26 protein-coding genes and 1 pseudogene are annotated in these 26,022 nt (G+C 62.6%); 9 read left to right on the forward strand and 18 right to left on the reverse strand.

Annotated elements, in window-relative coordinates:
* Positions 1-61 precede the first annotated feature (61 nt).
* A complete protein-coding gene (htpG, locus tag L2Y97_RS06690) occupies positions 62-1,930 on the forward strand; it encodes a molecular chaperone HtpG (protein WP_247434603.1) in 1,869 nt (622 codons plus the stop codon).
* Between the two features lie 161 nt (positions 1,931-2,091).
* Here htpG and L2Y97_RS06695 read toward each other — a convergent pair whose 3' ends face one another.
* Positions 2,092-2,520 carry a lysozyme inhibitor LprI family protein gene (locus L2Y97_RS06695; protein ID WP_247434606.1) on the reverse strand — a complete coding sequence of 143 codons (429 nt, stop codon included), beginning with the start codon at positions 2,518-2,520 and terminating at the stop codon, positions 2,092-2,094.
* Positions 2,521-2,678: 158 nt separating this feature from the next.
* On the opposite strand from L2Y97_RS06695, the pseudogene L2Y97_RS06700 reads away from it, so the two are divergent.
* The 4 genes and pseudogenes from L2Y97_RS06700 to L2Y97_RS06715 form a co-directional block, all read left to right on the forward strand.
* Positions 2,679-2,852: pseudogene (locus tag L2Y97_RS06700) on the forward strand (hypothetical protein); the annotation flags it as partial.
* Positions 2,853-3,016: 164 nt separating this feature from the next.
* Complete coding sequence (locus L2Y97_RS06705; protein ID WP_247434612.1) at positions 3,017-3,919, forward strand: AEC family transporter; 903 nt, start codon at positions 3,017-3,019, stop codon at positions 3,917-3,919.
* Between the two features lie 39 nt (positions 3,920-3,958).
* A complete protein-coding gene (locus L2Y97_RS06710) occupies positions 3,959-4,357 on the forward strand; it encodes an RNA-binding S4 domain-containing protein (protein ID WP_247434615.1) in 399 nt (132 codons plus the stop codon).
* Between the two features lie 204 nt (positions 4,358-4,561).
* Complete coding sequence (locus L2Y97_RS06715) at positions 4,562-5,404, forward strand: hypothetical protein (RefSeq protein WP_247434618.1); 843 nt, start codon at positions 4,562-4,564, stop codon at positions 5,402-5,404.
* Positions 5,405-5,680: 276 nt separating this feature from the next.
* On the opposite strand, the gene mutS is transcribed toward L2Y97_RS06715, so the two are convergent.
* Entirely contained in the window at positions 5,681-8,266 is a 2,586-nt protein-coding gene (mutS, locus tag L2Y97_RS06720) for a DNA mismatch repair protein MutS (protein WP_247434621.1), read from the reverse strand.
* Positions 8,267-8,484: 218 nt separating this feature from the next.
* On the opposite strand from mutS, the gene L2Y97_RS06725 reads away from it, so the two are divergent.
* The 3 genes from L2Y97_RS06725 to L2Y97_RS06735 all read left to right on the forward strand — a co-directional run bounded on the left by L2Y97_RS06725 (position 8,485) and on the right by L2Y97_RS06735 (position 10,073).
* Positions 8,485-9,240, forward strand: a complete 756-nt coding sequence (locus tag L2Y97_RS06725) for a lysozyme inhibitor LprI family protein (protein WP_247434624.1) — start codon at positions 8,485-8,487, stop codon at positions 9,238-9,240.
* Positions 9,241-9,313: 73 nt separating this feature from the next.
* Positions 9,314-9,727 carry a lysozyme inhibitor LprI family protein gene (locus tag L2Y97_RS06730; protein WP_247434626.1) on the forward strand — a complete coding sequence of 138 codons (414 nt, stop codon included), beginning with the start codon at positions 9,314-9,316 and terminating at the stop codon, positions 9,725-9,727.
* A gap of 97 nt (positions 9,728-9,824) precedes the next feature.
* Entirely contained in the window at positions 9,825-10,073 is a 249-nt protein-coding gene (locus L2Y97_RS06735) for an XVIPCD domain-containing protein (RefSeq protein ID WP_247434629.1), read from the forward strand.
* 143 nt (positions 10,074-10,216) lie between these two features.
* Here L2Y97_RS06735 and L2Y97_RS06740 read toward each other — a convergent pair whose 3' ends face one another.
* From L2Y97_RS06740 to L2Y97_RS22505, 15 genes are all read right to left on the reverse strand, one after another.
* On the reverse strand, positions 10,217-11,686 hold the full coding sequence (locus tag L2Y97_RS06740; RefSeq protein WP_247434631.1) for an XVIPCD domain-containing protein: 1,470 nt from the start codon (positions 11,684-11,686) through the stop codon (positions 10,217-10,219).
* A gap of 652 nt (positions 11,687-12,338) precedes the next feature.
* Positions 12,339-12,686 carry a hypothetical protein gene (locus L2Y97_RS06745; protein ID WP_247434634.1) on the reverse strand — a complete coding sequence of 116 codons (348 nt, stop codon included), beginning with the start codon at positions 12,684-12,686 and terminating at the stop codon, positions 12,339-12,341.
* 259 nt (positions 12,687-12,945) lie between these two features.
* Positions 12,946-14,625 (reverse strand): type IV secretory system conjugative DNA transfer family protein, encoded by a 1,680-nt coding sequence (locus tag L2Y97_RS06750; protein WP_247434637.1) that lies wholly within the window; start codon positions 14,623-14,625, stop codon positions 12,946-12,948.
* Between the two features lie 20 nt (positions 14,626-14,645).
* Positions 14,646-16,118: an XVIPCD domain-containing protein gene (locus L2Y97_RS06755; protein WP_247434639.1), complete on the reverse strand. Its 1,473-nt coding sequence runs from the start codon at positions 16,116-16,118 to the stop codon at positions 14,646-14,648.
* Positions 16,115-16,714: a hypothetical protein gene (locus tag L2Y97_RS06760; RefSeq protein ID WP_247434642.1), complete on the reverse strand. Its 600-nt coding sequence runs from the start codon at positions 16,712-16,714 to the stop codon at positions 16,115-16,117. The genes L2Y97_RS06755 and L2Y97_RS06760 overlap by 4 nt, the downstream gene beginning before the upstream one ends.
* 94 nt (positions 16,715-16,808) lie before the next feature.
* Entirely contained in the window at positions 16,809-18,095 is a 1,287-nt protein-coding gene (locus L2Y97_RS06765) for a peptidoglycan-binding domain-containing protein (protein WP_247434644.1), read from the reverse strand.
* Positions 18,096-18,120: 25 nt separating this feature from the next.
* A complete protein-coding gene (locus tag L2Y97_RS06770; protein ID WP_247434647.1) occupies positions 18,121-18,699 on the reverse strand; it encodes a hypothetical protein in 579 nt (192 codons plus the stop codon).
* A gap of 51 nt (positions 18,700-18,750) precedes the next feature.
* Positions 18,751-19,254, reverse strand: a complete 504-nt coding sequence (locus L2Y97_RS06775; protein ID WP_247434650.1) for a hypothetical protein — start codon at positions 19,252-19,254, stop codon at positions 18,751-18,753.
* An 11-nt stretch (positions 19,255-19,265) separates the two neighbouring features.
* On the reverse strand, positions 19,266-19,793 hold the full coding sequence (locus tag L2Y97_RS06780; RefSeq protein ID WP_247434652.1) for a hypothetical protein: 528 nt from the start codon (positions 19,791-19,793) through the stop codon (positions 19,266-19,268).
* A gap of 46 nt (positions 19,794-19,839) precedes the next feature.
* On the reverse strand, positions 19,840-21,102 hold the full coding sequence (locus L2Y97_RS06785) for an XVIPCD domain-containing protein (protein WP_247434655.1): 1,263 nt from the start codon (positions 21,100-21,102) through the stop codon (positions 19,840-19,842).
* Between the two features lie 82 nt (positions 21,103-21,184).
* On the reverse strand, positions 21,185-21,829 hold the full coding sequence (locus L2Y97_RS06790) for a hypothetical protein (protein WP_247434658.1): 645 nt from the start codon (positions 21,827-21,829) through the stop codon (positions 21,185-21,187).
* A 128-nt stretch (positions 21,830-21,957) separates the two neighbouring features.
* Positions 21,958-23,136, reverse strand: a complete 1,179-nt coding sequence (locus L2Y97_RS06795; RefSeq protein ID WP_247434661.1) for an XVIPCD domain-containing protein — start codon at positions 23,134-23,136, stop codon at positions 21,958-21,960.
* Between the two features lie 28 nt (positions 23,137-23,164).
* Positions 23,165-23,737: a hypothetical protein gene (locus tag L2Y97_RS06800; RefSeq protein WP_247434664.1), complete on the reverse strand. Its 573-nt coding sequence runs from the start codon at positions 23,735-23,737 to the stop codon at positions 23,165-23,167.
* 135 nt (positions 23,738-23,872) lie between these two features.
* A complete protein-coding gene (locus tag L2Y97_RS22500; RefSeq protein ID WP_425492829.1) occupies positions 23,873-24,367 on the reverse strand; it encodes a DUF4189 domain-containing protein in 495 nt (164 codons plus the stop codon).
* Between the two features lie 280 nt (positions 24,368-24,647).
* Complete coding sequence (locus tag L2Y97_RS22505; RefSeq protein WP_425492830.1) at positions 24,648-25,133, reverse strand: DUF4189 domain-containing protein; 486 nt, start codon at positions 25,131-25,133, stop codon at positions 24,648-24,650.
* Positions 25,134-25,371: 238 nt separating this feature from the next.
* Here L2Y97_RS22505 and L2Y97_RS06805 point away from each other — a divergent pair, with 238 nt between their 5' ends.
* Positions 25,372-25,530: a hypothetical protein gene (locus L2Y97_RS06805; RefSeq protein ID WP_247434666.1), complete on the forward strand. Its 159-nt coding sequence runs from the start codon at positions 25,372-25,374 to the stop codon at positions 25,528-25,530.
* Here the strand turns inward: L2Y97_RS06805 and L2Y97_RS22510 are convergent.
* A complete protein-coding gene (locus L2Y97_RS22510) occupies positions 25,494-26,009 on the reverse strand; it encodes a DUF4189 domain-containing protein (RefSeq protein WP_425492831.1) in 516 nt (171 codons plus the stop codon). The two genes, L2Y97_RS06805 and L2Y97_RS22510, sit on opposite strands and share 37 nt — an antisense overlap.
* Positions 26,010-26,022: the final 13 nt, after the last annotated feature.

Here is a 26,022-nt window from a genome sequence, read left to right on the forward strand (position 1 = left end):
TTTTCTTTCGCCCCCCAAACCCCATAATCCCCGTTCTGTCCTACCCAGAAGGAACGGCACCGTGAGCCAGGAAACCCGCAAATTCGAAGCCGAGGTCGCCCAGGTCCTGCACCTGGTCACCCACTCCCTCTACTCGCACAAGGAAATCTTCCTCCGCGAGCTCATCTCCAACGCCTCCGATGCCTGCGACAAGCTGCGCTTCGAGGCCATCGCCGATCCCGGCCTGGTCACCGAGGACGCCGATCTCCGCGTCCAGGTCACCTGGGACCCGGAGGCCCGCACCATCAGCGTGCGCGACAACGGCATCGGCATGACCCGTGAGGACGTGGTGGCCAACATCGGCACCATCGCCAGCTCCGGTACCCGCCGCTACCTCGAGGCCCTTTCCGGCGAGCAAAAGGCCGATTCGCGCCTGATCGGCCAGTTCGGCGTGGGCTTCTATTCCGCCTTCGTCGTGGCCGACAAGGTCACCGTGATCACCCGCCGTGCCGGCGAGCCCACCGACGCCGGCGTGCGCTGGGAAAGCGATGGCAAGGGCGAGTACACGCTCGAGGAGACCAATGTCAGCGAGCGCGGCACCACGGTGGTGCTGCACCTGAAGGCCGATGAGGATGAGTTCCTCAAGGGCTGGCAGCTGCGCCAGCTGGTCACCAAGTATTCCGATCACGTCGCCTTCCCGATCCGCATGCCGGAAGAGAAGGACGGCAAGCCGGATCCGACCGAATGGGTCACGGTGAATTCCGCCTCGGCGCTGTGGGCTCGCCCGAAGAGCGAGATCACCGACGAGGAATACCAGAACTTCTACAAGGCCCTGGGCCACGACTTCAACGACCCGCTCGCATGGGCGCACAACCGCGTGGAAGGCAGCCAGAGCTTCACCACGCTGCTGTACGTGCCGGAGCAGCCGCCGTTCGACATGATGATGGGCGGCGGTCGCGATGAGCGTAAGGGCCTGAAGCTGTACATCAAGCGCGTCTTTATCATGGACGCCGCGGAAGAACTGCTGCCCAACTACCTGCGCTTCGTGCGTGGCGTGGTGGATGCGGACGACCTGCCGCTGAACGTGAGCCGCGAGATCCTGCAGCAGAACCGCCAGCTGGAGAAGATCAAGAGCTCGTGCGTGAAGCGCGTGCTCGATCTGCTCGACAAGATTTCGCGCGATGAGCCCGAGAAGTTCGCCACGTTCCTTGCGGGCTTCGGCAACACACTGAAGGAAGGCATCGTCGAAGACACGGCCAACCGCGAGCGCATCGCCAAGCTGCTGCGTTTTGCCTCGACCAAGGGCGACGGCGACAAGAAAAACGTATCGCTCGACGATTACATCGGCCGCATGGCCGTGGGCCAGGATGCGATCTGGTACGTCACCGCCGATAGCTACGCGGCCGCCGCTGGCAGCCCGCAGATCGAGGCGCTGAAGGCCAAGGGCATCGAAGTGCTGCTGATGTCCGATCGCATCGACGAGTGGATGCTCGGCTACCTCACCGAGTTCGAAGGCAAGCGCCTGCGCAACGTGGCCAAGGGCGAGTTCCCGCTGGATGAAGCCGACAAGGCGAAGCAGGAAGCGGCTAACACCGCCGCCGCACCCCTTCTCGAACGCACCAAGGGCCTGCTCGGCGACAAGGTGAGCGATGTGCGCGTCTCCGCACGCCTCACCGATTCGCCGTCGTGCCTGGCGCTATCCGATTTCGACCTGGCCCCGCACCTGGCCCGCCTGCTCCGCGAAGCCGGCCAGGACGTACCCGACACGAAGCCGGCACTGGAGCTCAACCCCGAGCACCCGCTGGTAAAGCGCCTGGGCAGCGAAACCGACGACACCAAGGCCGCCGACCTCGCCAACCTGCTACTCGAGCAGGCCGAGATCACCGCCGGCGCACAGCTCGCCGACCCGGCCGGCTTCGTGCAGCGCATGAACCGCGTACTCCTGGGCTAACCACGACATCCCGGCACTGACTAACCCCCTGTAGGAGCGAGCTTGCTCGCGATAAGCCAACGAAGCGGTGACGCGGAAGGCTTATCGCGCGCAAGCGCGCTCCTACGGGATTTGGGGTAATCCAGTTTCGGCTTTTCATTTCTTCGTGAATCCGTACTAGATCAATCGCTGTCGACCGAGAGGAGCGTCTCGAGCGTATTTGCCCTCTCTGCGTAGCGATAAACTTCATTGATAGACGCGTCGATGTTTGCCGTCTTTTCACTGTTGCGGACGTCGAGTTCGGCATCGACTGACTTTGCGTTGAATTCGATCCAGGCGCGTTCCGCCGCGCGAAGGTGTCCTTGACCCGTTGCATCGAGCTTGGCCATCAATGCCGAATAAGCCTTGTTCAAGCGGGCATCCTGGACCTTCTTCTCCGCCGTGGTGCAACCGCCAAGCCCGACGATATCGCCGGCCGCCTGGTCCATGCAGCCGTAAAAGGCGTCAGTAATGCCCTTTGGTGCGTCTCGCCGTACCGCGTCACCCGCCATAGACGTGGCTGAGGCCGCAAGAAGGCCCACAAGCACGGCAATAGTCCGGATTGCCATCATTTCGCCGCTCCAGTGATTGAGTCGCCCAACCTAGCCCATCCGCGTGCTAGAAACTATGGAATCGTTCTGAAAATTCGTGCCTTTTCCTCATGGCTAGCGTTCGTATACGGTCGTACGGGGGCTCCGGGCGCAACCCCCGTACGATGGTGAATCGGGCCCTCGAACGCAGGCCCCACCACTCGTCGGTAAAGCGCCTGGCCAGCGAAACCGACGATACCAAAGCCACCGACCTCGCCAACCTGCTACTCGAGCAGGCCGAGATCACCGCCGGCGCACAGCTCGCCGACCCGGCCGGCTTCGTGCAGCGCATGAACCGCGTACTCCTGGGCTAACCACACGTCGACTGTAGGAGCCCACCCTGTGGGCGACATCTTTCGCGAACAACGCCACAGATCCTGTGGCGCTCCTGCGAACAGCGTCGCCCACAGGGTGGGCTCCTACAGTGGCGCTTTTTTACGCACACCCAACGGATACGCGTTCCGGTATCGTCGGACCCATGTCCGCGCTCCTTATCCTTTTCGTCTGCCTTGCCCTCGGCATTCTTTGCCGGCGGTATGCGAACCTGCCCGATGGCATCGTCCCCGGCATCAACTGGTGGGTGTTGAACATCGCGCTACCGGCGCTGGTGTTGGCGCTCGTACCGCATGTCACGATCGATCCGCACCTGTGGTTTCCGGTGGCGGGGATGTGGATCACCTTCTTCGGGTCGTGGGCGTTGTTTGCCACATTGGGCCGGGTGTTTCAGTGGACGCCGCAGCGGATCGGCTGCCTGACCCTGGTCTGCGGGCTTGGGAATACCTCGTTCATGGGTTATCCCATGATGGAAGCGCTGCATGGCAAGGAAGGCCTGTCGGTGGCGGTGATCGCTGACCAGCTGGGTTGCTTCCCGTTGCTGGCCGCGGGCGGCATCGTCGTCGCCTCCATGTATTCGGGGAAGGGCACGAGCGGTGCGATGATCGCGAAGCGCGTGCTGACCTTTCCGCCGTTCCTCTGCCTGGCGGTGGGTGTGATCGTCGGGGTGCTCGGTGGTTGGCCTGCGGCGGTGGATAAGCTGCTGATGCAGATCGGCCAGACCCTCACGCCACTGGCGCTGTTTTCCGTGGGCCTGCAATTCAAGCTGCACCTGCAGAAGGACCAGGTGGGCGCCCTGGTCGCGGGCCTTGGCTGGAAGCTGGTGCTGGCGCCCTTGATCGCGCTGGGCGTAGGCCTGGCGGCGGGCGTGGGCGGGTTGATCCTCACGGTGGGCGTACTGCAGGCGGCGATGGCGCCGATGATTTCGGCGGCGATCCTCGCCGATCAGCATGGCCTGGAGCCGCGGCTGGCCAACACCGTGCTCGGGGCGGGCATCCTGCTGTCGCTGGCGACCATCCCCCTGGGGAACCTGTTCCTGCCTGCCTGACGCTTGGGTTTTCGGCGCCGTGGCCGCACACTTTTCAGCATGACCGAACCATCGAACAGCCCTGGCGTCCGCGCCGACGTGTGGCTATGGGCCGCGCGCTTCTTCAAGACCCGCAGCTTGGCCAAGCAGGCCATTGATGGCGGCAAAGTCGAACTCAACGGCGCCGCGTGCAAACCGGCGAAGACGGTGCATGTGGGCGACCAGCTGCGGATCACCCGCGGCGAGGAGCGCCTGATCGTCGAGGTCGCCGGCCTTTCCGAGAAGCGCGGCCCCGCCCCCGAGGCGCAGAAGCTCTACGCAGAAACCGAGGAAAGCGTCGCCGAACGTGCGCGCATGCGCGAAGACCGCCGCCTCACCGGCGGCGCGCTGCTGCGCCCCGATGCACGCCCCGACAAGCGCGACCGCCGCCTGATCCAGGACCTAAAGAAAACCCTGTAAAGCACGTCGCCGCTGTAGGAGCCCACCCTGTGGGCGACATCTTTTCGCGATGACGCACCTGGGCCTGTTGCCTTGTCGCTAAAGGCGTCGCCCACAGGGTGGGCTCCTACAAGGGCGTGGTGTCGCTGTCTGTTCCCAACAGCCTTGAGATTTTGTAGCCTCTCCGTTGCTCCGGTGACGTCCCCCACCGGCGGAGGGATTCGCATGGTTCCAGCGTCAGGCATCGCACCCGGTCGGCTTGTCAGCCGGCACGGGCGGACGCGATCGCACGCCTTCATCCTGGCGCTTGCCGGTGTGCTTCTTGCCCTGGGTATCGCCGTGCCCGTGGCGATAGCCGACGGCGGCTCGCTTGCCGCGCATCCCATCGCCACGATTGTCGCGGCCGTACTTTGCGTAGCGGGCCTCGGCCTGGCCGTGGCGTGGAAAGCCATGGAGCCGAAGACGGTGCTGGAGCTGCACGACCGTGGCATCGTCGTTGTCCACACCCGTACGAAGAGCGAAGACTTCGTGCCCTTCGCCGTCATGGGCGATCTCTACCTTTACCGCACCGGGCAACAGAGCGGGCACGTGAACGCGTTGGCCTTCCGCCGCGATGCGCAATCGCCGTGGGTACACGTGCATGACACGCTGGGTGATGCGTTCCGCCTGCGCGGGGCTATCATCGAGGGCCAGCTGCGCGAGCGAGGGCCGCTCACGCTACGCGCGCTCGAAGCGGGCGAAGGCGTGGTCTTCCACACGGTATCGGATGAAGAGCGGCACGCGAGGCGCGATGTGCGCACGGCACCGGCGATCTCCGCCAGGGCGTTCTACCTGAGCCCGTTGGGCGTGGAGTTCGAAGGGCTGACGATTCCGATCAGCGACATCGCGTCAGTCGATGAAGGCACGAGCTCCGGCTCGCTGCGCTTGCTGGATGAGCGCGGCAACACCTTGTGGGGCGTGCACTACCTGTCGCTGTTCAGCGCCGACCTGTTCATCGTGCTGATGCGCACGCTCATCGAAGCCCGCCAATACGGTCTGGGCGGCGTGACCAGCAACAAGCCGTATTAAGAACAACGCCTCCCGCCCGCGCCACCGGGCTGCTGAATTCTCAACGGCGGGGCGGAAGGCATCACGGCACCGATGATGGAGAGTCGATAGGGGCCGTGATGGGCGAACTATAGGAGCGCCCGTTGCCAAGGGGAATTCGATTGTTCGGATCGATCCCATAGCCACAACCTATAGTAGGAGCCCACCCTGTGGGCGACGCTCTTCGCGGCAACGAATCAGGCCCTGAGGCGTGGTCGCGAAAAGATGTCGCCCACAGGGTGGGCTCCTACGGGGGCGTTAGCGCAGCATTTTCTTCAGCTTGTAGAGCTGCTCCAGCGCCTCACGTGGGCTGAGATCGTCGGGGTCGACCGAGCGCAGCGCTTCCTCCACCGGCGAGGGCAGCGGCGGGGCGAACAGACCCATCTGCGGCGCCGGCGTGGCGGGGGCGGCGACGGCGGTGGTGACTTCGTGGCCCTGTTCCAGCGCGGAGAGGTAACGGCGCGCGTCGGCGATCACCGCCTTGGGCAAGCCGGCCAGCGCGGCCACCTGCAAGCCGAAGCTGCGGTTGGCCGGGCCATCCTTCACCGTGTGCATGAAGACCAGCTGCTCGCCGTATTCCACGGCGTCCAGGTGCACGTTCGCGATGGTCGGGTATTCCGCGGCCAGTTCGGTGAGTTCGAAGTAGTGCGTGGCGAACAGGGTGAAGGCACAGCTGGTGGCGGCCAGGTGCACGGCGGCGGCGCGGGCAAGCGAGAGACCATCGTACGTGCTGGTGCCACGGCCCACTTCATCCATCAGCACCAGGCTGCATTCGGTGGCGTTGTGCAGAATGTTCGCCGTCTCGCTCATCTCCACCATGAAGGTGGACTGGCCGCGCGACAGGTCATCGCCCGAACCGATGCGGGTGAAGATGCGATCGATGGGGCCGATGGTGGCGGCCGACGCGGGCACGTAGCTGCCTACATGCGCGAGCAGCACGATCAGCGCATTCTGGCGCATGTACGTCGATTTACCGCCCATGTTCGGGCCGGTGATCATCAGCATGCGTCGCGATGCATCGAGGTTGATATCGTTGGGCTCGAACGGCTCATCGCGCACCTTCTCCACCACCGGGTGGCGGCCGCGTTCGATCTGAATGCCCGGCACATCGGTGAGCACCGGCTGCGCCCAGTCCAGCGTTTCCGCGCGTTCGGCAAGGTTCGCCAGCACATCCAGCTCGGCCATGGCCGAGGCGGCGATCTTCAGCGTAGGCAGTTGCTCGATCAGCTTGTCGAGCAGCAGTTCGTACAGGGCGCGCTCGCGCATGAGCGAGCGTTCCTTCGCCGAAAGCACCTTGTCTTCGAACTGCTTCAGTTCTTCGGTGATGTAACGCTCGGCGTTCTTGGTGGTCTGCCGGCGCGTGTAGTGCGTGGGCGCCTTCTCGGCCTGCGCCTTGGTGATCTCGATGTAGTAGCCGTGCACGCGGTTGTAGCCGACCTTGAGGGTCGGGATACCGCTGGTGGCTTTCTCGCGTTCTTCCATGTCGACCAGGAACTGGTCGGCATTGGTGGAAAGGCGGCGCAGTTCGTCGAGTTCGTCGTCGTAGCCATCGGCCAGCACGCCGCCATCGCGTAGCAGGACTGGCGGCTGTTCGATGATGGCGCGGGCGAGCAGGGCGGCGGTATCGGCGTGGTCGCCGATGCGCTGCACGAGGTCATGCAGCAGCGGGCTGTCGACGCCTTCGATTTCTTCGCGCAGGCGCGGCGCGGCGGCCAGGCCATCGCGCAGCGTGGAGAGGTCACGCGGGCGCGCAGAGCGCAGCGCCACGCGGGCCAGGATGCGTTCCAGGTCGCCCACGCCGCGCAGCTTCTCGCGCAGCGTGCCGTGGCGACGCGCATCGATCAGTGCGCCGATCGCCTGGTGGCGGCTACGCAGCAGCGTACGGTCGCGCAGCGGGCGGTTGAGCCAGCGGCGGAGCAGGCGGGCGCCCATCGGCGTCACGGTTTCATCGAGCACGCCGAGCAGCGTGTTATCGACATTGCCGCTCTGGTGCGTATCGATCTCCAGGTTGCGCCGGGTGGCCGCATCCATGGCGATGGTCTCGGCCGCGTTCTCCACGGCCATGCCGGTGAGGTGCGGCAGCGCGCTCTTCTGGGTTTCTTCGACGTAACCGAGCAGGCAACCAGCGGCGGCGACGGACAGCGGCAGGCCATCCACGCCGAAGCCGCGCAGATCGCGGGTCTTGAAGAAGCGGCACAGCTCGCGCGTGGCGGCATCGCCATCGAAGTGCCAGGGCTGGCGCTTGCGCAGGCCGGGCAGGGTGCTGACCAGCTTGGGCCAGGCGACATCTTCGCTGACGAGCGTTTCCGCCGGCTGCAGGCGCGCGAGTTCCGCGGCGAGGCCTTCGGCGCTGTTGGTTTCGGTGAGCAGGAAACGGCCGGTGGAGAGATCCACCCAGGCCATGCCGTAGCCCTTGGGGCCGGCAGCAATGGAAAGCAGCAGGTTGTCGCGGCGCTCTTCCATCAGCGCGGCATCGGTCACCGTACCCGGGGTGACGATGCGCACGACTTCGCGCTTCACCGGCCCCTTGGAGGTGGCCGGATCGCCGATTTGCTCGCACAGCGCGACCGATTCGCCCAGCTTCACCAGGCGCGCCAGGTAGCCTTCCACCGCGTGGTAAGGCACGCCGGCCATGGGAATGGGCGCACCGGCCGACTGGCCGCGCTGGGTCAGCGTGATATCGAGCAGCCGCGCCGCCTTGCGGGCGTCGTCGTAGAACAGCTCGTAGAAGTCGCCCATCCGGAAAAACAGCAGGATATCCGGGTGTTCCGCCTTGGCCGCCAGGTACTGGCGCATGAACGGCGTATGCCCCGCCGCCGAGGCGATGTCTTCTGCTAAAGCCATGATTTTCCGACGCTTAAGTACGAGAGCGCACCGCCCGTGGCGCGCTGGCCGTACATGATACCGGCTCGGGCAAGGCTCGGTGGCTATTGGCGGCTTGTGGACAGAAAATCGGCGCATGAGCCGGCTACTTGTGGAGTGCGGGCCTTGTCACGGACATCGTCACACCCCGACTGGTACCGTCCCGCGCAGGGATCAGAGTGACCACCACAGGAGTTCCAATGTTCGTGCTTAAGGATACGAAGACGACGCGTCGCCGCAGCTGGCTAATCGGTTTCACCGCTCTCGCGCTTGCCCACACCGTCGCGGCAGCGCCCGCGCCGCAGGAAGCGAACGCCGCCTACGATGCTGCGGATGTGCGCCTCAACGCCGCGTACAAGAAATTGTCTCAATCGCTCGATGATCCCGGTCGCAAGGCACTGCGCGTTGAAGAGCGACAGTGGATCATCGGGCGCGATACCTCGTGCAAGGTATCCGCTGGCACCGTCGTCAAGAACGAATGCACGACCGCGCAGACCAGCTTTCGCGCCGATGAACTCGAGAAGCGCCCGACGGCCTCCATGAAATCCAATGCCGGCAGCGGTCCAGCTTCACTGGCCGGCGAGTGGGCCTACCGCACCGATTGCAATTCCGGACACAACGCCGAGATCAACGTGCAGAAGACGTCGCCCCAGGTAGAAGGTACGTGGTCCGATGGCACCCGTAACTCCGGTAGCCAGGGCCGATTCAAGGGCGAATGGCGTGATGGCAAGGTGTTTATCCGCTTTTGCGCCGAGGACTCGGCCGATCGCGGCTACCCTGCCTGCCCGGCCTACGGCGATGTCGCCGGCTATATGGCCAGCGAAGGCAACAAGCTCGCCTGGTACCGCACGTCCGGTATGCCGGCCGAAGGCAAGTTCGACAGGTACGTTGTCCTTGGCCGCAAGCCGAAGGGTGGTGATGTTCCCAAGGATACGAAGTGCAAAGCGCTGGATTGACGGCCATCGATGTATCGGCGTGGTATCGCGCGATGGTGTACGTTTCCAGATATGCAATTAGGGAGAGCTTTACGTGATCAGGTTTGTCTTTGTAATGGTGGCAATCGTTGGCTCATTGTTTTCGGCCAGCGCCTATGCCACAGGTGGTGACACCGCCACCGATGACGCTAAGCCTTTTCGCCCGGCATACTACGCTTGTGTAAAGGCTTCTGGGGGCGTTACGGCTGCCCTGAACGACTGTATCGGCACAGAACACGATTTTCAGGACAAGCGGCTGAACGTGGCATACCAAAAACTGCGAAAGTCCATGGCTGATGCGCAGCGGACGGCATTGCGGGATGAGGAACGCGCCTGGATCGCGAGCCGAGACAAGGCGTGCGCACCTGACCAGGCTGGCGGCACGGGCGCGATGCTCGATTCGAACCAGTGCGATCTGCGTGAAACGGCGCAACGTGCGGCCGTGCTCGAGGCTCGCCTCACCCCGTAAAAGGCCGCCGGCATGGTGCCCGTCGCATAGGAATGGTGGTTCGCTCGTCGACCCACGGCATCCGGGCCATGAGATGTACAAGCAGGCCCTGTAGGGCGTGAGCGACGTAGATGCCAAGCAGGGCCGCACCACCGACCAGCAAAGCCACAACTTTGCTGGCGCGCTAGCCAATGCCGCGCATGCCCAAGGCCTCTCGCGGATCGACCACGTGATGCTGAGTGAGGATGGCTCACGCGCCTACGCCGTGCAGGGCGACCTGACTTCACCCTTCAAGCAGATCGCCCAGGTCGACACCGCCCAGCCCGTGAAACAGCCGCTCGAGCGGAGCGGGGCGAACTGGCAGTAGCCGGCGCAGACCCAGGCGCAACCGGCGCAGGATCAGAAGCAACAGCAGAGCCGGCAACAGAGTCAGCCGACGATGTCGCGCTAACGAGAGCCTCTACGGCCGGGAACAGGGGAGGGGCGGCGCATAGTCGCCCCTTTTGTATGTCAGGGCCCGTGAGGACGAATGGCCGCTTGTGTCTGAACCTGCGTTTGGGCCTGATCCTGGTTCCTCGCCGCCTGCTGCGCCACCTCTTGCTGGTGTGCCGCGACAGCGCCATGCCATTGCTGCGACGACTGCTCAAGCGGCGTCTTGATGGCCTGCGCGGTATCCACCTGCACGATCTGCTTGAACGGCGAATTCAGCTCGCCCTGCACACCGAAGGCCTTGCTACCGTCGCCGTTGAGGATGACGTGGTCGATTCGCTGGAGACCGTCGCGGGCTGCGGCGATGGTGATCGAGGCGGCGAGCTTTTCGCTATTGCCATCGGGCGACCGGCCGAGCTTCGCATCAACAGCCGATACCCCCTTGTGGGCCTGCTCATAGAGGGCGTGCCCGGGGTGGTCGAAATGGCGCAAGTCCGCATCGTTCGCGTGAGGCGTGGGAAGGGATGCGCCATACGTCGCCGTGCCCAGACCGTGGACGATGTGAGGGTCGGAAAAGCGCTCGGAAACTTGGTTTGCGACTCCGCGCGCCGCATTAATCACGTCATGCCCCGCATGGTTCGCCATCCGTACACCCTGTTCGGCCTGCGCGGCTGTGTACAAAGTCTGTCCCGCTATCGTTGTAACGACGGCCTCAGCCGGACCGCGCATAGCGCGAACGCCGATAAGGGTTGGCTGATCGAGGTCAGACGTCAGGGTGGTCCGGCGTGTCAGAACGTCGTGGCGGAAGGCATCAACGAGGGCCTTGTTGTCCTCGTACCGATGCGCCGTCACCGCATTAACGACAGTCGGGTTCCCCGGCTTGTCGTCGAAATTTTCCATATAGTGCGCGCTGACATCCCCGGCGCGGTAGATATCTCCGAGGCCGTGGTGTCCGGCCGTGCCATAGCCTGCGGCTTTAAGGGCGGCGATATCTGACGATGTCGCGTAGATGCGAACTTGCCCGAAGTGCTCACTTGACGCACTGACAAGATCCGTCGCGCGAACATGATTGATCATCTGGTCGCCGCCGGATTGATCGTGACCACGGAGGCCCACAATGCCGTATGCATTGAACGTTTCACCGCGCAGGCCAAATTTCTCGGCGTTCAGCTGAGCCAGGCCACCGCCTAGGGAATGGCCGGTGACGGTTATCGCATCGTGGGCGTCGACATGACTTCCGCGCGGAAGAGCCTTCTTGAGCGTTGCTTCCGTGTAACGTTCAGATTCGATGGCCTGAAGGTCGATTCGGTGGCTGACCATGATTCCGTCGACCGCGCCATCGAGCGGATCGTCAGTTCCGCGGAATGCGATCACCACGTTGTTGCTTTCTCTCTCTCGGAAGGTTGTCGCTGAGAACCCCGTGAAGAGGCTCTTGGCGGAGTCAATGACTTCGAATTTCTTGCCTCCCGCTATCACCTCCTTTCCGACCTGCAGGCGCTCGTCGTAAGAGGCGGAGGCGAGGTGTGCGTATTCGTTGGTTCGTTCGTTCATGGGGTTGCCTCCCTGGCATTAAGCTGAATCTGAAAGGCCTTATCCGGCTGCGTTAGCTCGGACCTGTCGCGAAGGCCCGTGTCGATAAGTGACTCCGCCGAGTCCTCGTATGACTCGATGGAGAAGTAGGGCGCCGTAGATGTTTCCCGGCCGTCCGAAGGCGGCGCGACGGACGCGTCGAACTTCCGGTTCTTGTGGCGTATTGAGACTCCCGCAGACGTGAGGTGCCAATGGCATATTCCGCGTCCGTAGTAATCACCGTCGATCAGCGCATCTGTGGCGAACGTTGCCTGGTATACGTCACCAACCTTTGTCACTGGTAACGAGAGGGTGTGGTGGGGAACGTTTCGTACGCCCGACACCGGCGCTAAGGGAACGCAGGGCCAGTTCTCCACCTCATAGGATGCGGTGGCCTCGACGCTATCGAAGGGGCCGGGAGCGTTCTTGATGGACGCGAGCAGGTGAAAGATTTGTTTCGGCTGAGGATTGATCTGAACGTTTGGTTCACCGGATCCATGGCTGCAGCTAACAGCGAGCAGGCCCGCAAGAAGCGTCAGACCCGCTCGGCTCGGCTGGATGGCAGTTCGGCGCACTGCTCTGCCTTCAGGATTTTGTCGCCTGTGCGACCGAGAAAATGACCTTATCGGATTCATCAAGGCGCCACCGTCAGAACGATGCCAAAAGTTTGCTCTGAGTGCTTGAATCCCGATTTGTCGTAGAGTCCGGTATCAATTTGCCCTTCGGACGCGCGATCGTAGGAATTATTAGCGAAAAATGTTGAGGTCTTGCCTTGGGCATATTCGCCGAATGGACGAATGACGGCGTCAAACTGCCGGGCCTTCCGAATGGCACGAAAGCCGACCAAGATGAGCTTCCAGTGGCATACCCCTTGCCCGTAATAATCGCCGTCGACCATTCCATCCGCGAAGAACTCCGCCTTGTAGCCATCACGATCGCGCGTTAGAGGTAGCGCCATGACATGGCGCGGGATCTTTCTCACCCCGGATACTGGGGTGAGCGGAACGCAGGATGTGTTCTCGACCTCGTAGGTTGCGTCTGCGGTTACACGATCGATCGGGCCGGGAGAATCTCGTATCTCGGCCTCAAGTGAGTACCGTTTATGAGGGGTCGGGTTCGTCTCTCCCACTGCGGTAGAGGGCGGATGGCTGCACGCAGTCGAAAGGCAGGCAAGCGTCGCGAGCCCGATGACGAGCCCGCTTCGACCACTACTTATCGCTGTTATATCCATCGACATCACCTTACACCGCCAACGTCGGAATCTCAGCCTTCTTAAGCAGCCGCGACGTAAAGTACTTGTCCTGGTAATACTTGATCTTCTCGCACATCACCGGGTGTGGGATGCCTTCGTAGAAGAACACTTCCTTATCGGTGCCCATGGCCTTGAGTTCCTGCGGGAGCATGAGCGCGCGCTTTTCCTCGGTCTTGCTGTGGGTGTCGCCGCCCTTGCTCTTGGTGACGTTCTTCTTGGTCACCGTGGTGTAGCCGAGCATCTCGGAGTAGTCGTTGGCATCCTGCTGTTCGCGCGGGGCGTAGACGATCTGCAGGGCGTGGTTGGTAATGAGCGTGCGTGACACATCCTTGCCGTACACCGCATCGAGCTGGGCCATGCTCTGGATGATGGGCAGAAGGCGGATGTTGTAGCCGGCCATGTAGGAGACGGCCGAGGCGATGATCTCCACCTTGCCGATCGAGGTGAACTCGTCCATCAGCAGCAGGCACTGGTGCTTCAGTTCCGGGTTGTTCTGCGGCAGCTCCTTCGTATTGAGGTTGATGAGCTGGCTGAAGAACAGGTTCACAATGAGGCGGCTTTCGGCCAGCTTGTTCGGCTGGATGCCGATGTAGATGGTCATCTTCTTCTTGCGCACGTCGGTGAGCAGGAAGTCGTCGTCGCTGGTGGCCGCATCCAGCACCGGGTTGATCCAGGCGTTCAGCGGTTCCTTGAAGGTGCCCAGGATCGAGGCAAAGGTCTCCGCCGCCTGCGAGAGCATGTTGGCGAAGGCGGACTTGGCGTTCGGGCTGAGGAACGGCTTCTGCGACATGGCGCCGTAGAGTTCGCGCAGGTCGGTGCCGTCGCCAGACGAAAGGCGGTAGATCATGCCCAGCGTCGGCTTGTCACGAAGGATCGTGGGCAGGCCGTTCTTCTCGTCGTGGTCCCACTTCTCGCACAGGTACAGCGAGAAGGCCATGAAGGCGTTACGCGCCTGGCTTACCCAGAACTTCTGGTCGTCGGAACCATCGGGGTAAAGCATCGAGGCGATGCTCATCAGGTCGGACACGCGGAAGGCCGGATCCTTCGAGACGTAGCTCAGCGGGTTCCAGCGGTGCGTACGGCGGTCTTCCGCGAACGGGTTGAACAGGTAGATCTCCTGGCCCTGTTCCTTGCGCCAGCCGCTGGTCAGGTCGAAGTTTTCCTGCTTGATGTCGAGGACCACCACGGATTCCTGGTAATCCAGCAGGTTAGGGATCACCACGCCCACGCCCTTGCCGGAGCGGGTAGGCGCGGCAAGGATCACGAACTGCTGGCCGGGCAGGCGGACCAGGTCGCCCTTGAAGCGGCCGACGAGCACGCCATTGGGAGCGGGGTCCAGCATCTTCTGCTTGCGCAGGTCGCCCGAGCGGGCGAAACGGGCGTCGCCGTGCATGGTCTGCTTCTTCTTCCTGAGCAGCACGACCAGCACGACAAGCCAGCAGAGCAAGGGCACGCCGAAGCCAACGGCACCGGCGGCCTTGATCTTCCATGCATAGGGGCCGTACTGCGGCACATCCAGCACCCGCACGTAGGCGATATAGGTGGTGAAACCGAGGGCGACATCTTTCAGCCCCAGGAACAGCAGCGTCAGCCAGCCCGCGAATATCTCGCCTATCAACAAGGCAGCCACGAACAAACCGGCTGCCCAATACCCCTTGGTTTTACTCATCTCTCTCTCGTCCGTATGGATTACATGCCGTGCGCGGGTGCCTGCGGGGGCACCTGCTGTTCCATGCGCTGAGCCTGGCTTGTCGCCTGGTTCTGTCGCGCGATCTCTGCTTGTTGCTGCCAGGCCACGCTGCTCTGCTGGAGCGATGTCTGCGCGGCGGTGGCCGTGTTCACTTCGGTGACCTGCTTCAGCGGCGAGTCCACCGCGCCCTGCACACCGTACAGTCGGTTGGCGTCATCGCTGAGAACGGCGCGGTCTACCCGTTCGAGGCCGTCACGGCGAGCCGATACCACCAGCGAGCCGGCGATCTGGTCGCTGGTCTTGTCGGGAGTGCGGCCGTGCGAGGCATCGAGTGTGTGCACCGCGCCCTGCGCCTGCTTGAACAGGGCATGGTCGGGGTGGTCCGGGTGGTCCAGGGTCACCTTGGGCTTGTCGTGCTCGAACCATTCCTTGGGATGGGTGAGGGTATGCCACGCACTGGATGCTTTCTCTTCCACGGCGTGGATGCCTTCGCTGATCTCGTCCTTGACGTGCTCGAAGCCCTCCTTGAGATGTTCGAAACCTTCCTTTGCCTCGTGCACGACGTTCTCGATACCGTGCTCCACCGCGAGGATGCCCTTGCCGGCGAGTTCGAAGGCTTCGTGCTCCAGCTTGTCCTTCAGGTCGCCGATGGCCTTGGGGATTTCCCACGGCGCGGAGATGCCCTTACGGATGTCGGCCACGTCATCTCGGTAGCGATCGACCATGCCCTTGTGGGCGTCGTAACGCGCCACGTTCTCGGGTGAGATGATCGACTGGCCGAGCAGCTTGCTGTTGGGCACGAAGTTATCGATGGCGTGCGCATCGAAATCCGTGGCCTTGATCGGGTTGCGCAGGCTCAGGATTCCGCTGTCATCGCGGTAGCCGGCCTTCTGCAGGGTATCGATATCCTGCTGGGCCGCGTACGTGCGGACCTCGCCAAAGTGCGGGCTGGCCGCGCTGACAAGATCACCGGCGCGGACATGGTCGATGACGGTGTTACCGCCCTCGGGGATGCCCTTGAGGCTGGCTGCGCCATAGGCGTTGAAGGTCTCGCCGTGCAGGCCGTACCTGGCGGCGTTGATCTCGGCGAGGGTGCCGCCGAGGGAGTGGCCGGTGACGGTGATCTGCGGTGCGCGATCGTTGAGCTCGGCTTCGTGCGTCGCTTTCTCGATCACTTCGCGGGTGAAGGCCTCGGAAGCGGGAGCCTGGGCGTTGATGCCGAGCAGCACCATGCCGGCATCGACGCCGCCATCGCGCACGGGCTGGCGATCGAACTCCGTGCCGCGGTAGGCGATCACGACCTCGCCGGTATCCTGGCGCTGGTACGCCGTGGCCTGGAAGCCGGTCAGCGGGTCATCGGTGGTGGCGAAGACCTTGTACGCAACGCCATCGAGTTTGACGTCGGCATCGACCTGGCTATCGTGGTAGCTCTCCTGCGCGAGCAGCGCGTAGTCAGTTGATCGGAACGTCATAAGGCTTTCTCCGCCGCGCGCAGCGTGATGGAGAAGGTCTTGGCGGGATCCTTGAACTGGCTGCGATCCGGGTTGCCGCTATTGACCAGGGCGGTCTGGTCTTCGGCGTAGGCACGGTTCGCGTAGAAGCGGGTGACTTCCTTGTGGTTGAAGATGTCTTCGTTGAACACCGACGAGGCGAAATCCATCTTGCCCTTGCGTGCTTCCACATCGGCCGAGACCACGGACCAATGGCAGACGCCCTTGCCGTAGTAATCCTCGTCCTGGAGCAGGTCGGCGAAGAATTCGCCCTTATAGGTGTTGCCGCCGGCATGGGTGAGCTTGATCGGCTCGCGCCGCGTCGGCGCCACCGTGGCGCCGACGACCGGCGTCAGCGGCACGCACGCGTCGTTGCTCACCCGGTAGTTGATGTTTGCATCGACGGTGTCGAACGGGCCCGGCGCATCGTTCACCTCGATGGTGATTTCGTAGCGCATGCGCGGGTTCGGGTTGAGCTTGATGTCAGGCTTGTTCATGGTGGCACCGGTAGCGGAAAAGGGCAGGGCAAGGAACAGGGATGCGGTAGCGACATGTCGTCGCCATCGGGTCGGGTTCACGTCTTCCTCCTTCCGGCGTGCCGGGCGGGTTTAGCAAGTTCATTTGCCATGGGTAGCTCCTGGTTGACGAACGGATGCGCGGCGAACCGCGCGCTCAGTGGCCCTGCGTGGATGCAGGTTGCTGCGGGGCCGGGGCTTGCTGGTGTTGCGTCTGCTGCGTGGCCTGGGTCGCCGCCTGCTGATCGGCGATCTGCTTCCACTGCACCGAGCTCTGCTCGATCGAGGTGTTGATCGCCTGCTGCGTGTTCACTTCGGCCAGCTGCTTGAAGGGGGAGTTCATCTCACCCTGCACCACATAGACCTTGCTGCCATCCTGGTTCAGCACGGCCGAATCCACGCCGGTCATGCCCTCTTTGCGAGCGGCAACGGTGGCCGCGGCGGAAAGGCGATCGCTGATGTGGTCCGGCGTACGGCCCTGCTGCGCATCGAGTTTGTGTACGGCGGCCTGGGCCTGGCGGAAGAGCGGGTGGTCTGGGTGGGCCTCGGAATCTAGTCGCGGGCCCGTGCGTTCCTGCGCGTGGATGGCATCCAAGGTCTTCTTGCCGACGATGCCATCGGGTTCGAGGCCATGGGCGCGCTGGAAGGATTCCACTGCCGCCTTGGTGTGCGTGCCGAAATCGCCATCGGGCACCAATGCCCGGCCACGCTCGTCGTGGTAGCCAAGGTGCTTCAGCGACTCCTGAACGCGCTTCACGTCATCGTTGTTGTCGCCCTTGCGCAGGGCCTCGCCATGGGGTTTCGCCGCGGTGGAGGGGGGCGTAGGGGCTGCATGCTGCTCGGATGTTTTGGCGGTCGGGGCGGCAGCGGCCTGAGGGTGCCCGGGTATGGCGACGGGCTCATGCGTACGAAACTCGGGTTTGGCACGGAGCGCACCGACCACTTCCATCTTGGTCGCGAAGTAGCTGCCGTCGGTCATCGTGACCTTGGCGGGGCCGGTGCTGGTCTGCGAGCCGATGAATTCGATATTGCCGTCCTTGTCGTAGCCATTGAAGATGGCGACGTGCTGGTTGCTGCCGTGCTTTGCCTTCAGCATCAGGATGTCGCCGGGCTGCAGATCGCCGTTGTGCTTCGCTGCATCGGCTCCGGAGATGACATCGAAATGATCGCGCGAGTACTTGGTGATGTGATTACCTTCGTACAGCGCATGGGTGCTGAAGGGCTCGTTGCCTACGTCATAGCCGGCGTTTTTCATGCCACGCCAAACGAAGGACGAACAGTCGACGCCGCGCAGGCCGTCGTGGTCCAGATCCTGTTCGGTGCGGCTGCGGTCGGTGACGTTGCCGTTCTTCAGCGTGGTCGTCCCGTCGGGGCGGCCGTATTCGTAATGCTCACCACGGTCCATGAAGTGGTACTTGGCCTGGTCGTAGATATCTCGGCTCATGTGTAACTCCTGTGCGTTCCTTTGATTACTGCAGACCCATCGAGAAAACTTCGATGCTGTCAGGGCTCACCCATCCGGCGGCGCATGCGCCGGTGAAATCGCCCTCCTTGCCGACCCATTGGCACGGGCCGGCGGGCTTCGTGCCTACCCACGCCTGCGGGCGTTCCTGGCACAGTTCGTTCTCCTTGCAACCGGGTACGTTCTTCACCGGGAAGGCGATGATGTAGAAGCGATCGGGCAGCTGGTGGTTGCCTGCGGTGGCCGCCACACACACGAACTGGCGGCTGGCCAGGTGTGCCGTGGGCTTCGCCTTGGCCTTGTCGAACGTCGATTCCAGGGTCACGCCATCCTTTTCGCCGACCTGGCCCCATGCGTAGTCGCCGGCGCATTCCGAAACGCTGGTCTGCACGCTATCAACCAGGCAATCGATGTTGCCGCCCTTGCCAACCTTGCAGGACGTCGTCGAGCCCGGTGCCATCTTCGCGAGGCGTGCGGCGGCGGACGCTGCCTGTGCGGGGGTAGCGGCTTGGGCGATGGCGGCCGAGAGCAGCGTGGCAGTAAGCAGGACGGCTGCCGCGGCGCGACGGAGCGTCGGATGATGCATGCTGGGTTCCTTGTGCGAAGTGAGGAAGCTCATCGGGTCACTGGCGTCGGGTCAAAGTGAATCGTCTTCGGTTCGATAAAGTTGCCAGCAGCCGTCGGCCGGGCGGAAGTGAAACGTCATCTGGTCATCGGTGTCCGGTTTCGCGAGTTCAACCGCAAAGCCACCGCTTTCTTCGGGCGTCTGCTTCAGTACAAGGCCATCCTTGCCTTGCATGGACGAACTGGGAATGACCGGAAAAACGACCTCTCCCTTGGTGAGCATCTTCTTCACCGTGGTGGGTTCGGGTTCCGCATTGGCATCCACGGTGTCGCTCTCGAGAGGATTGGCGACGTACCGCTTCTGCACGGCCAAATCATCGGTGAACTTGGTCAGAAACCCGTCGAACGTGGTGGCAGGGCAAGCCGTTACCGGAGCGCCGGGCACAACGGCGGCCGCGGAAGGTGGCGGTGAAGTTGGCGCAGGCGCAGACGGCCCTTGAGAGGGCTGACAGGCTGCCAACTCAGCGCTAACGAGAATGGCGGCGATCGGTCTCTTGATGAGAGCGCGGAAATTCATCGATTGTCTCCTCAGCCTCTCGGCAGCCCATGCGCCGCGATGTCCGGATCTTCAGGCAGGGCCCTGGCGGCGTCGTAAAGCTCGGACTTGTCGGATTCAGTCTTCGCGCCATCAGCGCAGCCGGAGTCTTTGACCGGTTTCTTCTGGCCGTCTTTCCTCACGATGACGCCGCCATCTTCGAATCCCGTGCCGGAGATGGCATAGACGATGTACTTGTAGCCGTCGTTCGAGAACGCGAAAGCATTACCGCCCGTGGCGCCGGCGTACATGAGATGCGTAAAGGTGAGGCCGGTCGACAGCGCGCCATCGGTGGGCCAGACCATGTCGGGTTTCACGCCAGGCTTGCCGTAGGCGTAATAGAACGTCTTATCAGCTTTGGCGCACATCGAGACGGTCTTGCCGCCCTTGGCCAGGGGGCAGGACATCATGGCCTCATCGCCACGGTGACACATGCTGGGTGCCGAAGCGGCCTGCGCTGCTGGGACGGCGGCAAACAGGACAGCGCAAGCGAAAGCACGAAGGTTGGCGAGTCGACTCATGAAGGATTCCGTGAAGGTAGGGAAGCGGCTCATTGGGTCGGCGCGGCTACCTGCCGGGCTGCTGCGTCTGTTGCTGTTGCTGCTGGGCCGGTTCCGGCTGCGCACGTGTAGTAGCTGCCATCGCCGCCGCACTCTGCTCCACCGGCGTATTCACCGCCTGGGCCGTCTGCACCTCGGCCATCTTCTTCAGCGGTGAGTTCAGGTCGCCCTGTACGGCGTAGGCCTTGCTGCCGTCGTCGCTTAGGACGACGTGGTCGATCTTGCTCAGGCCCTCCTTCTTCGCTTGTGCGGCGATGGCGGCGGAGAGGTTGGCGCTGGCCTGGTCGGGTGTACGGTTCATGGCGGTGTCGATGGCGTGCACGCCTTTGCGCGCTTGCTCGAACATCGCGTTGTCGGGGTTGGCCGGGTTGGTCAGGGCGGCCTTGTCGATCTTCTGGTTATCGAGGTGTTTTTGTGCGGCGATGGCTTCGCGGGTTTTCGGGCCGGCCACGCCATCGGCATCGAGCTTGTGGTCGCGCTGGAACGATTCGAGGGCGGCCTTGGTGCCGGGTCCGAACTTGCCATCGGTGTGCAGATCGCGGCCGTGGGCATCTTTGTAGCCCAGGCGGGCGAGGTCGGCCTGGAGTTTGCGGACGTCCTCGCCATCCATGCCGTCCTTCAGCGTGCGCTCGGTGGGCGGGGTGGTGTGCGTGGGCGCGGTCTGGCCGACCTGGCCACTGGCAAGGCGGTCCATCACTTCCGGGGTCAAGCGTTTCTGCCAGTCGGCGAAGCGCTGCTCGCGGTCTTCCAGGCCGTTGTACTTGCCGTTGACGGCTTTGGTTGCCGCTTTGACATCATCGCGTGCGGCTTCGGGCACACGGTTTTCCCAATACCAGGTCGCGATCTTGGAGGCGTTCTGCGGATCGGCAGCGAGTTCGGGGTGCTTGACCAGATCGAGGTCGAGCGCCTTGCCGGCGGCGGCGTAGTTGTCCTTGCCGGTGAGCTGGATGTAGCCGCGGCCGTGGTACTTCCAGCCATCGCCCGGTTCGTCGTTGCCGTTGCGGCCGCCGTACATGAGTTCGGCGAGCTTTTCGGGCTTGCCCTGCAGGGCTTCCTTGCGCGCCGCTTCAAGCGGCTCGGCGCCTTCACGCCACGCGGATTGCACGGGAATCTGCTGGATATTGCGGGTGTAGCGAAAGCTCTCTTCGAGCCGGTTCAGCCCATTGGATTCGTGGGTGACCTGGGCCATGAAGTTGGCCAGTTCTTTCGGATCCCGAATACCGGCGGCATACGCGTCGGTGAGGACCTGTGTTTCACGATCAATCGCCATGTGAAGCTCCTGTTTGACTTACTGAAGCGCCCAGCCCTGGGCACGAACACCGCCAGCCTTGGCGGTGGTGAAACAAACACGATCAGGGCAGGGTGGGCTCCTGGAAGTGGCTCGGGTCGAAGTCCTTGAACGGGACGTCGCCCAGCTCCTTCGCCGAGAGATCCACGATCTTCTCCTTGCCGGTATCGCTATCGGTGACCTTACGCACCACGTGGCTGGCCAACCAGTCCTTGCGGGCGGCGGACCACGTGAAGGTGTATTCATCGGACCAGCGCTCACGGCTGCCACCGCCGTTGACGATGGTGAACTGGCCCTTGGCGACCTTGGTGTAGCCGTAGGGATCGCCGGCCACGCCGCCGCAGGTAGCGCATGGGACGATTCGTAGGTTTGACGCGGCCTTCTGCAGGTGGCCGGTGGCGTCGGGCACGACCAGCACCACGTCACGCGCAGGGCCCTCGCCCAGCTTCGCGTTCTCGCCGCCCGGCGGATCGATGATCAGCACCGCGCCCTGGCGTCCATCACCCGTGAGGTCGCCCTTGGTGGATTCGAGGATCTTGGCGCCACCCGTCGCAAACGACTTGAGGTCATCCATCTTGGTTCCTTTGTCCTGGGGAGCGGACGGTGCGGCGGCAGGTTTGGCGTAGGGGTTGGCGATTTGCGCGTGGGCCCAGGCTGGCGTGGCGAGCAGGAGGATGGCTGCCAGGCGGTAGCGTGTTACGGGTTTCATGGTGGCGATGGGCTCCGCGTTGGCAGGGTGTGGCTTACGTTAGGTGAAACCGTGGAAATGGGCTGTGAGCCGTGTCGGGACTTCACGCGCCGGTGGGGCCGCCTCCGGGTAGGAGGCGGCCCGTTGGATCACATCCCGGGCTGGACGGGCTGGGGAGCCTGCACCTGCTGCGGGTTCTGCGTGTGTTGTGCCTGGGGCGCTTGCTGCAGGTACTGGTCGACCTGCTGCGTGCTCTGCGCCAGGGGCGTCTGCAATCCTTGCAGCACATCCACGCTTGCGACCTGCTTGAAGGGCGAGTTGAGCTCACCCTGCACGGCGAAGACGCGCGTGGCGTTGTCATTGAGCATGACGCTATCGATGCGCTGCATACCCGTGCAGATGGCTGAAGCCGCGACGGCACCGGCGAGCTGGTGGCTGTCGGGGCCCGACGCGCGGTTGTGCTCGGCATCGATCTTCTGCACACCTGCCAGAGCATCGCGGAACACGGGGTGCCCTGCGTGCGCGGGATCGGCAAGGGAAGCGGCCTTGTGGGCGGCATCGGCCTGGTGCTTCTGCGATTCCGCCTTGACGGCCTCATGCATGGCATTCAGGGTGTTCTTGCCCGCGATGCCGTCTTCCTTGAGGTGGTGGTCGCGCTGGAAGGCCTTCACCGCGTCCTCGGTGTGCTGGCCGAATTTGCCATCGGCGACGGTGCTGCCCAGTTGTTTGGCGTATCCCAGGGCGATGAGTTCGGCCTGCATGTTGTGCACGCGATCGCCATGGGCGCCTTGCTTCAGCGAAGTGCTCGTGGCGGCCTGGGGTGCGGCGTGGCCGGCTTCCTGTGCGTGGCCTGTGGCGAGTTCGATGCCGTGGCGCATGGTGCGGCCGGCGTAGATCGCGCGCATGTTGGTGGCGTAGTCGGGATCCGTGGCGTAACCGGCTTTCTTCAGCGCATCAGCTTCCTTTTCGAGGTTGCCGAGGGTGCCCTGGTCGAACAGGCCAGCCTTGCCGTAGCGCGGGTTCTCCTTGAGAAACTTCGCGCGGTCAGCGATGGCTTCTTCATAGGAGCCGTATACGCGGAACTCCTGGTCTTTCCAGACCTTCTTGCCGTGCTCGATTTCCCACACTTGGAAGGTCTTGGTCGGCCCGTGCCAGCTGGGGTCGGCCTTGATGTTGAACAGGTTGTGCGTGCCGGGGAGGATCTTCTCGCCCCAGCCGGTTTCGCCGGCGGCCTGCGCGAGCGTGAGCTCCACGGAAAGGCCGGTTTCCTTGCTTACCTTAAGCGCCGCCGGGTAAAGGTCGGCTATGAACTGCTCTTTGCTACCCATGTTGTAACTCCTGGTGGATCGGGTGGATTTATTTGGCCAGCGGTATCGTCACCGTGACCGTGAAGTCGTGAGACGCGTCCGGTGCGTCGGTAAGGACATACTTGCCCGTGACTTCGATGGTTTCCGGGGTGGTGACCCGGAAATGACTGGCATCGGTATCCACCGATGCGCTGAAAGCGCCCTTCACATCGGCAAGGTCCACATACTCCATGGCCTGCACCTTGCCTGTCGCGGCATCGAGCTGCGCGACGTTCATCAGGGTCTGCGAAAGGGAAGGAGCGGTGTTGGTGTCACCCTGCACCAGTACGTACAGCGACTTGCCTGATTGCACGCAATGCGTGGCGCGCGCTTGCTCGGTGAATTCCGGCAGTTTCAGGGTGGTCGACCAGGTGATGGTTTTGCCATCGGTGACATAGACCAAGCCCTTGGCGTGCATGCCATCGGCGTCGGTGGTGATGCCTACCTTGCATTGGCGGCTACCGTCGATGGGGGCGGTGGCGTAGTCGCGGTGGTGGGCGGGTAGGGTGGGCGCTGCCTGGGCAACGCCCGAGAGCGAGGCGATGGCGAAGCTGGCAGCGAGCGCGATATGTAGATGGTTCATCGATAACTTGCCTGGTGTGGTCTCTTATAGGGCTGCTGGGATGACATTGATTTGGCTCTTCACATGGTGCATCCATTGACGCATCGACATCACCAACGCTTGCGACAACAGGTGAGCACTAAAAGCACGCCTGCTTCATCGAAGGATGGGAGCGACGCAAACCGAATAGTAGACGCTACAATTGGTATCTGGGTTGTCGACGCACGATTGGGTAGCCTTATCCTCGGCCGCTTTCTTTGTGGGAGCCGATTCAGTCGCTAGTCGATGATCGCCAACAACCATTGCGACGCAGCCATTCTTTGCAGTTACGACAACATGGCAAGCGGTTCCACCTTGGGTCACGCAGTCGGACATGGCGCTCCCCTTCGCTGCATCTTCAGTCCCACTTTCGCTCGACTTACCCAGAAGCGCCTTCGCGTTGTCGGTTGCGAGGGCTATCCAGCGGGCCTCGTACGAAGGGCCGACAAATTCACTTGACGATCCACTTGGTGAAGCACTGCCAGATGGAACGCAAGCCATCCAACCGTTCCCTTGCTGTGGGACCTGTCCGGGCGGGCAGCCTCCCTCTGCGTACGTGCTACAGCTGACAATCAGCAGAATGAACAAAGGAAGCCTTGCCAGCGAAAACATCACTCTCTCCGAACTAATCTTTGGCCACCTCTTGCATCATGAATCGTCAGGATTGATTGGTGGTCAGTAGTACTACTGAGAATGCTACGCTACCGGATGACGGGTTCTACGCACTTCGAGAAGTACACATAACAATTGGTCGAATTTGACGCTGTGCAATTCTTCATCGCCTCTTCTTCAGCCGCTTTCTGCGTGTGCGACATGCGCGAAGAAGAACGAAAGCACAAGTAGTGCAAAGCGCTTCATCATCGATCGCGAATCACATATCAGTCGTCATCGATCACTGCAGTCTTTGGGCGTAGCTACACTCGGAATAATAAACGGAGCATGTTGAATCACCCTTGCTCGTGCAAACGGCCGCGGCCGATTTCTCTGCTTCGGATTTTGAGATCCCGTAGCCCGTGGAGAGGACCGTCGTTCCGACGGACATCGCGATGCATCCATTCGCGTACGATATTGCGATTCGACAGTCAGTTCCGCCCTTTGACTTACAGTCGGTCATCGCTGAACCTTCCGCTTCGCTCATCGACGATAAGTCTTTCGATGTACCGAGAACCGCTTTCGTCGTGTCGGTAGCAATTGCTTGCCAACGGTCGGCCCACCGGGCGGGAACTTCATTCTGCTGGCCGTTCGCTTGCCCCGGCATTGGGACACAGCTTCTCCAACCTTGCCCTTGCTGTGGGTATTGGCCAGGCGGACATCCGCCCTCAGCCCAGCACGCTGATGAGCAAGCTAATAGAATTAGGACGAGTAGAAACTTCATCATCGGTTAGGCTCGGTATTGCGGAGGAGCGGATTTTACTTGGTCAGCTTGAGCGGCATGAGGAATTCCAGGCGTACGCCCTGCAAATGCGCCCGGCGACTGAGATGTTTCTTGATTGCCCACTCGACCAGGTGGATCCTTGGCAACTGAATGCGACGACCACGACCCAGCCGGCTGCCCATTAGGCCCAAAGGCGCCGCCTGCACCCGAGAATGCCGAGTAGGTCAGGAAGCTACCAAGCGTGCCCTGGAAGAACATGGCCGCCATTGGTGGCACTGACACAATGATCATCAAGTCCAACACCATTCGCCATGACGCTGAGAAGCGCCATAGCGAGAAAAGCGAGAAGATGGCGTGCACTACCTACCGTATGCGTTGCGGCTGGCTGCAGCCGGAATAATAGACCTCGCAACCGGATATTCCTTCGGTGCCGCAATGATCGAGGCCCCGTTTGGTCGCATTCTCTTCTGTGCTTCCGGTGAATGGTAGATTCGGGTGGTTTGGAATTGCGATCACGGCGACGCATTGATTTGCGTAGACGAAGTTAACCTTGCAATTATCCCCTCCACGGTTGATGCATTCAGACACTGCCGCCTGCTCGGCAGCCCCTCGATCCGCCTCATCGGAAACAATGCCGAAGACAGCGTTCGTACCGCTCGTCGACGCAACCGCGCCCCACCGCGAGACGTACGCGGGAGGCGGGGGTTGAATCGCCTGGTCGGTCTGGGCACCTGGTATTGGTACGCATGTCCTCCATCCCTGTCCTTGCTGCGGATATTGACCGGGAGGACAGCCGCCTTCTGCGAAAGTGGCACTTGAAACGAGAAGTGCGATCAGAAGAGCCATTCCTCGTGCTATGTAAGCGTATCGAAGATTCATGGGTGTTCGTTCA

The sequence above is a fragment of the Luteibacter aegosomatissinici genome, from assembly GCF_023078495.1.
Lineage (GTDB): Bacteria > Pseudomonadota > Gammaproteobacteria > Xanthomonadales > Rhodanobacteraceae > Luteibacter > Luteibacter aegosomatissinici.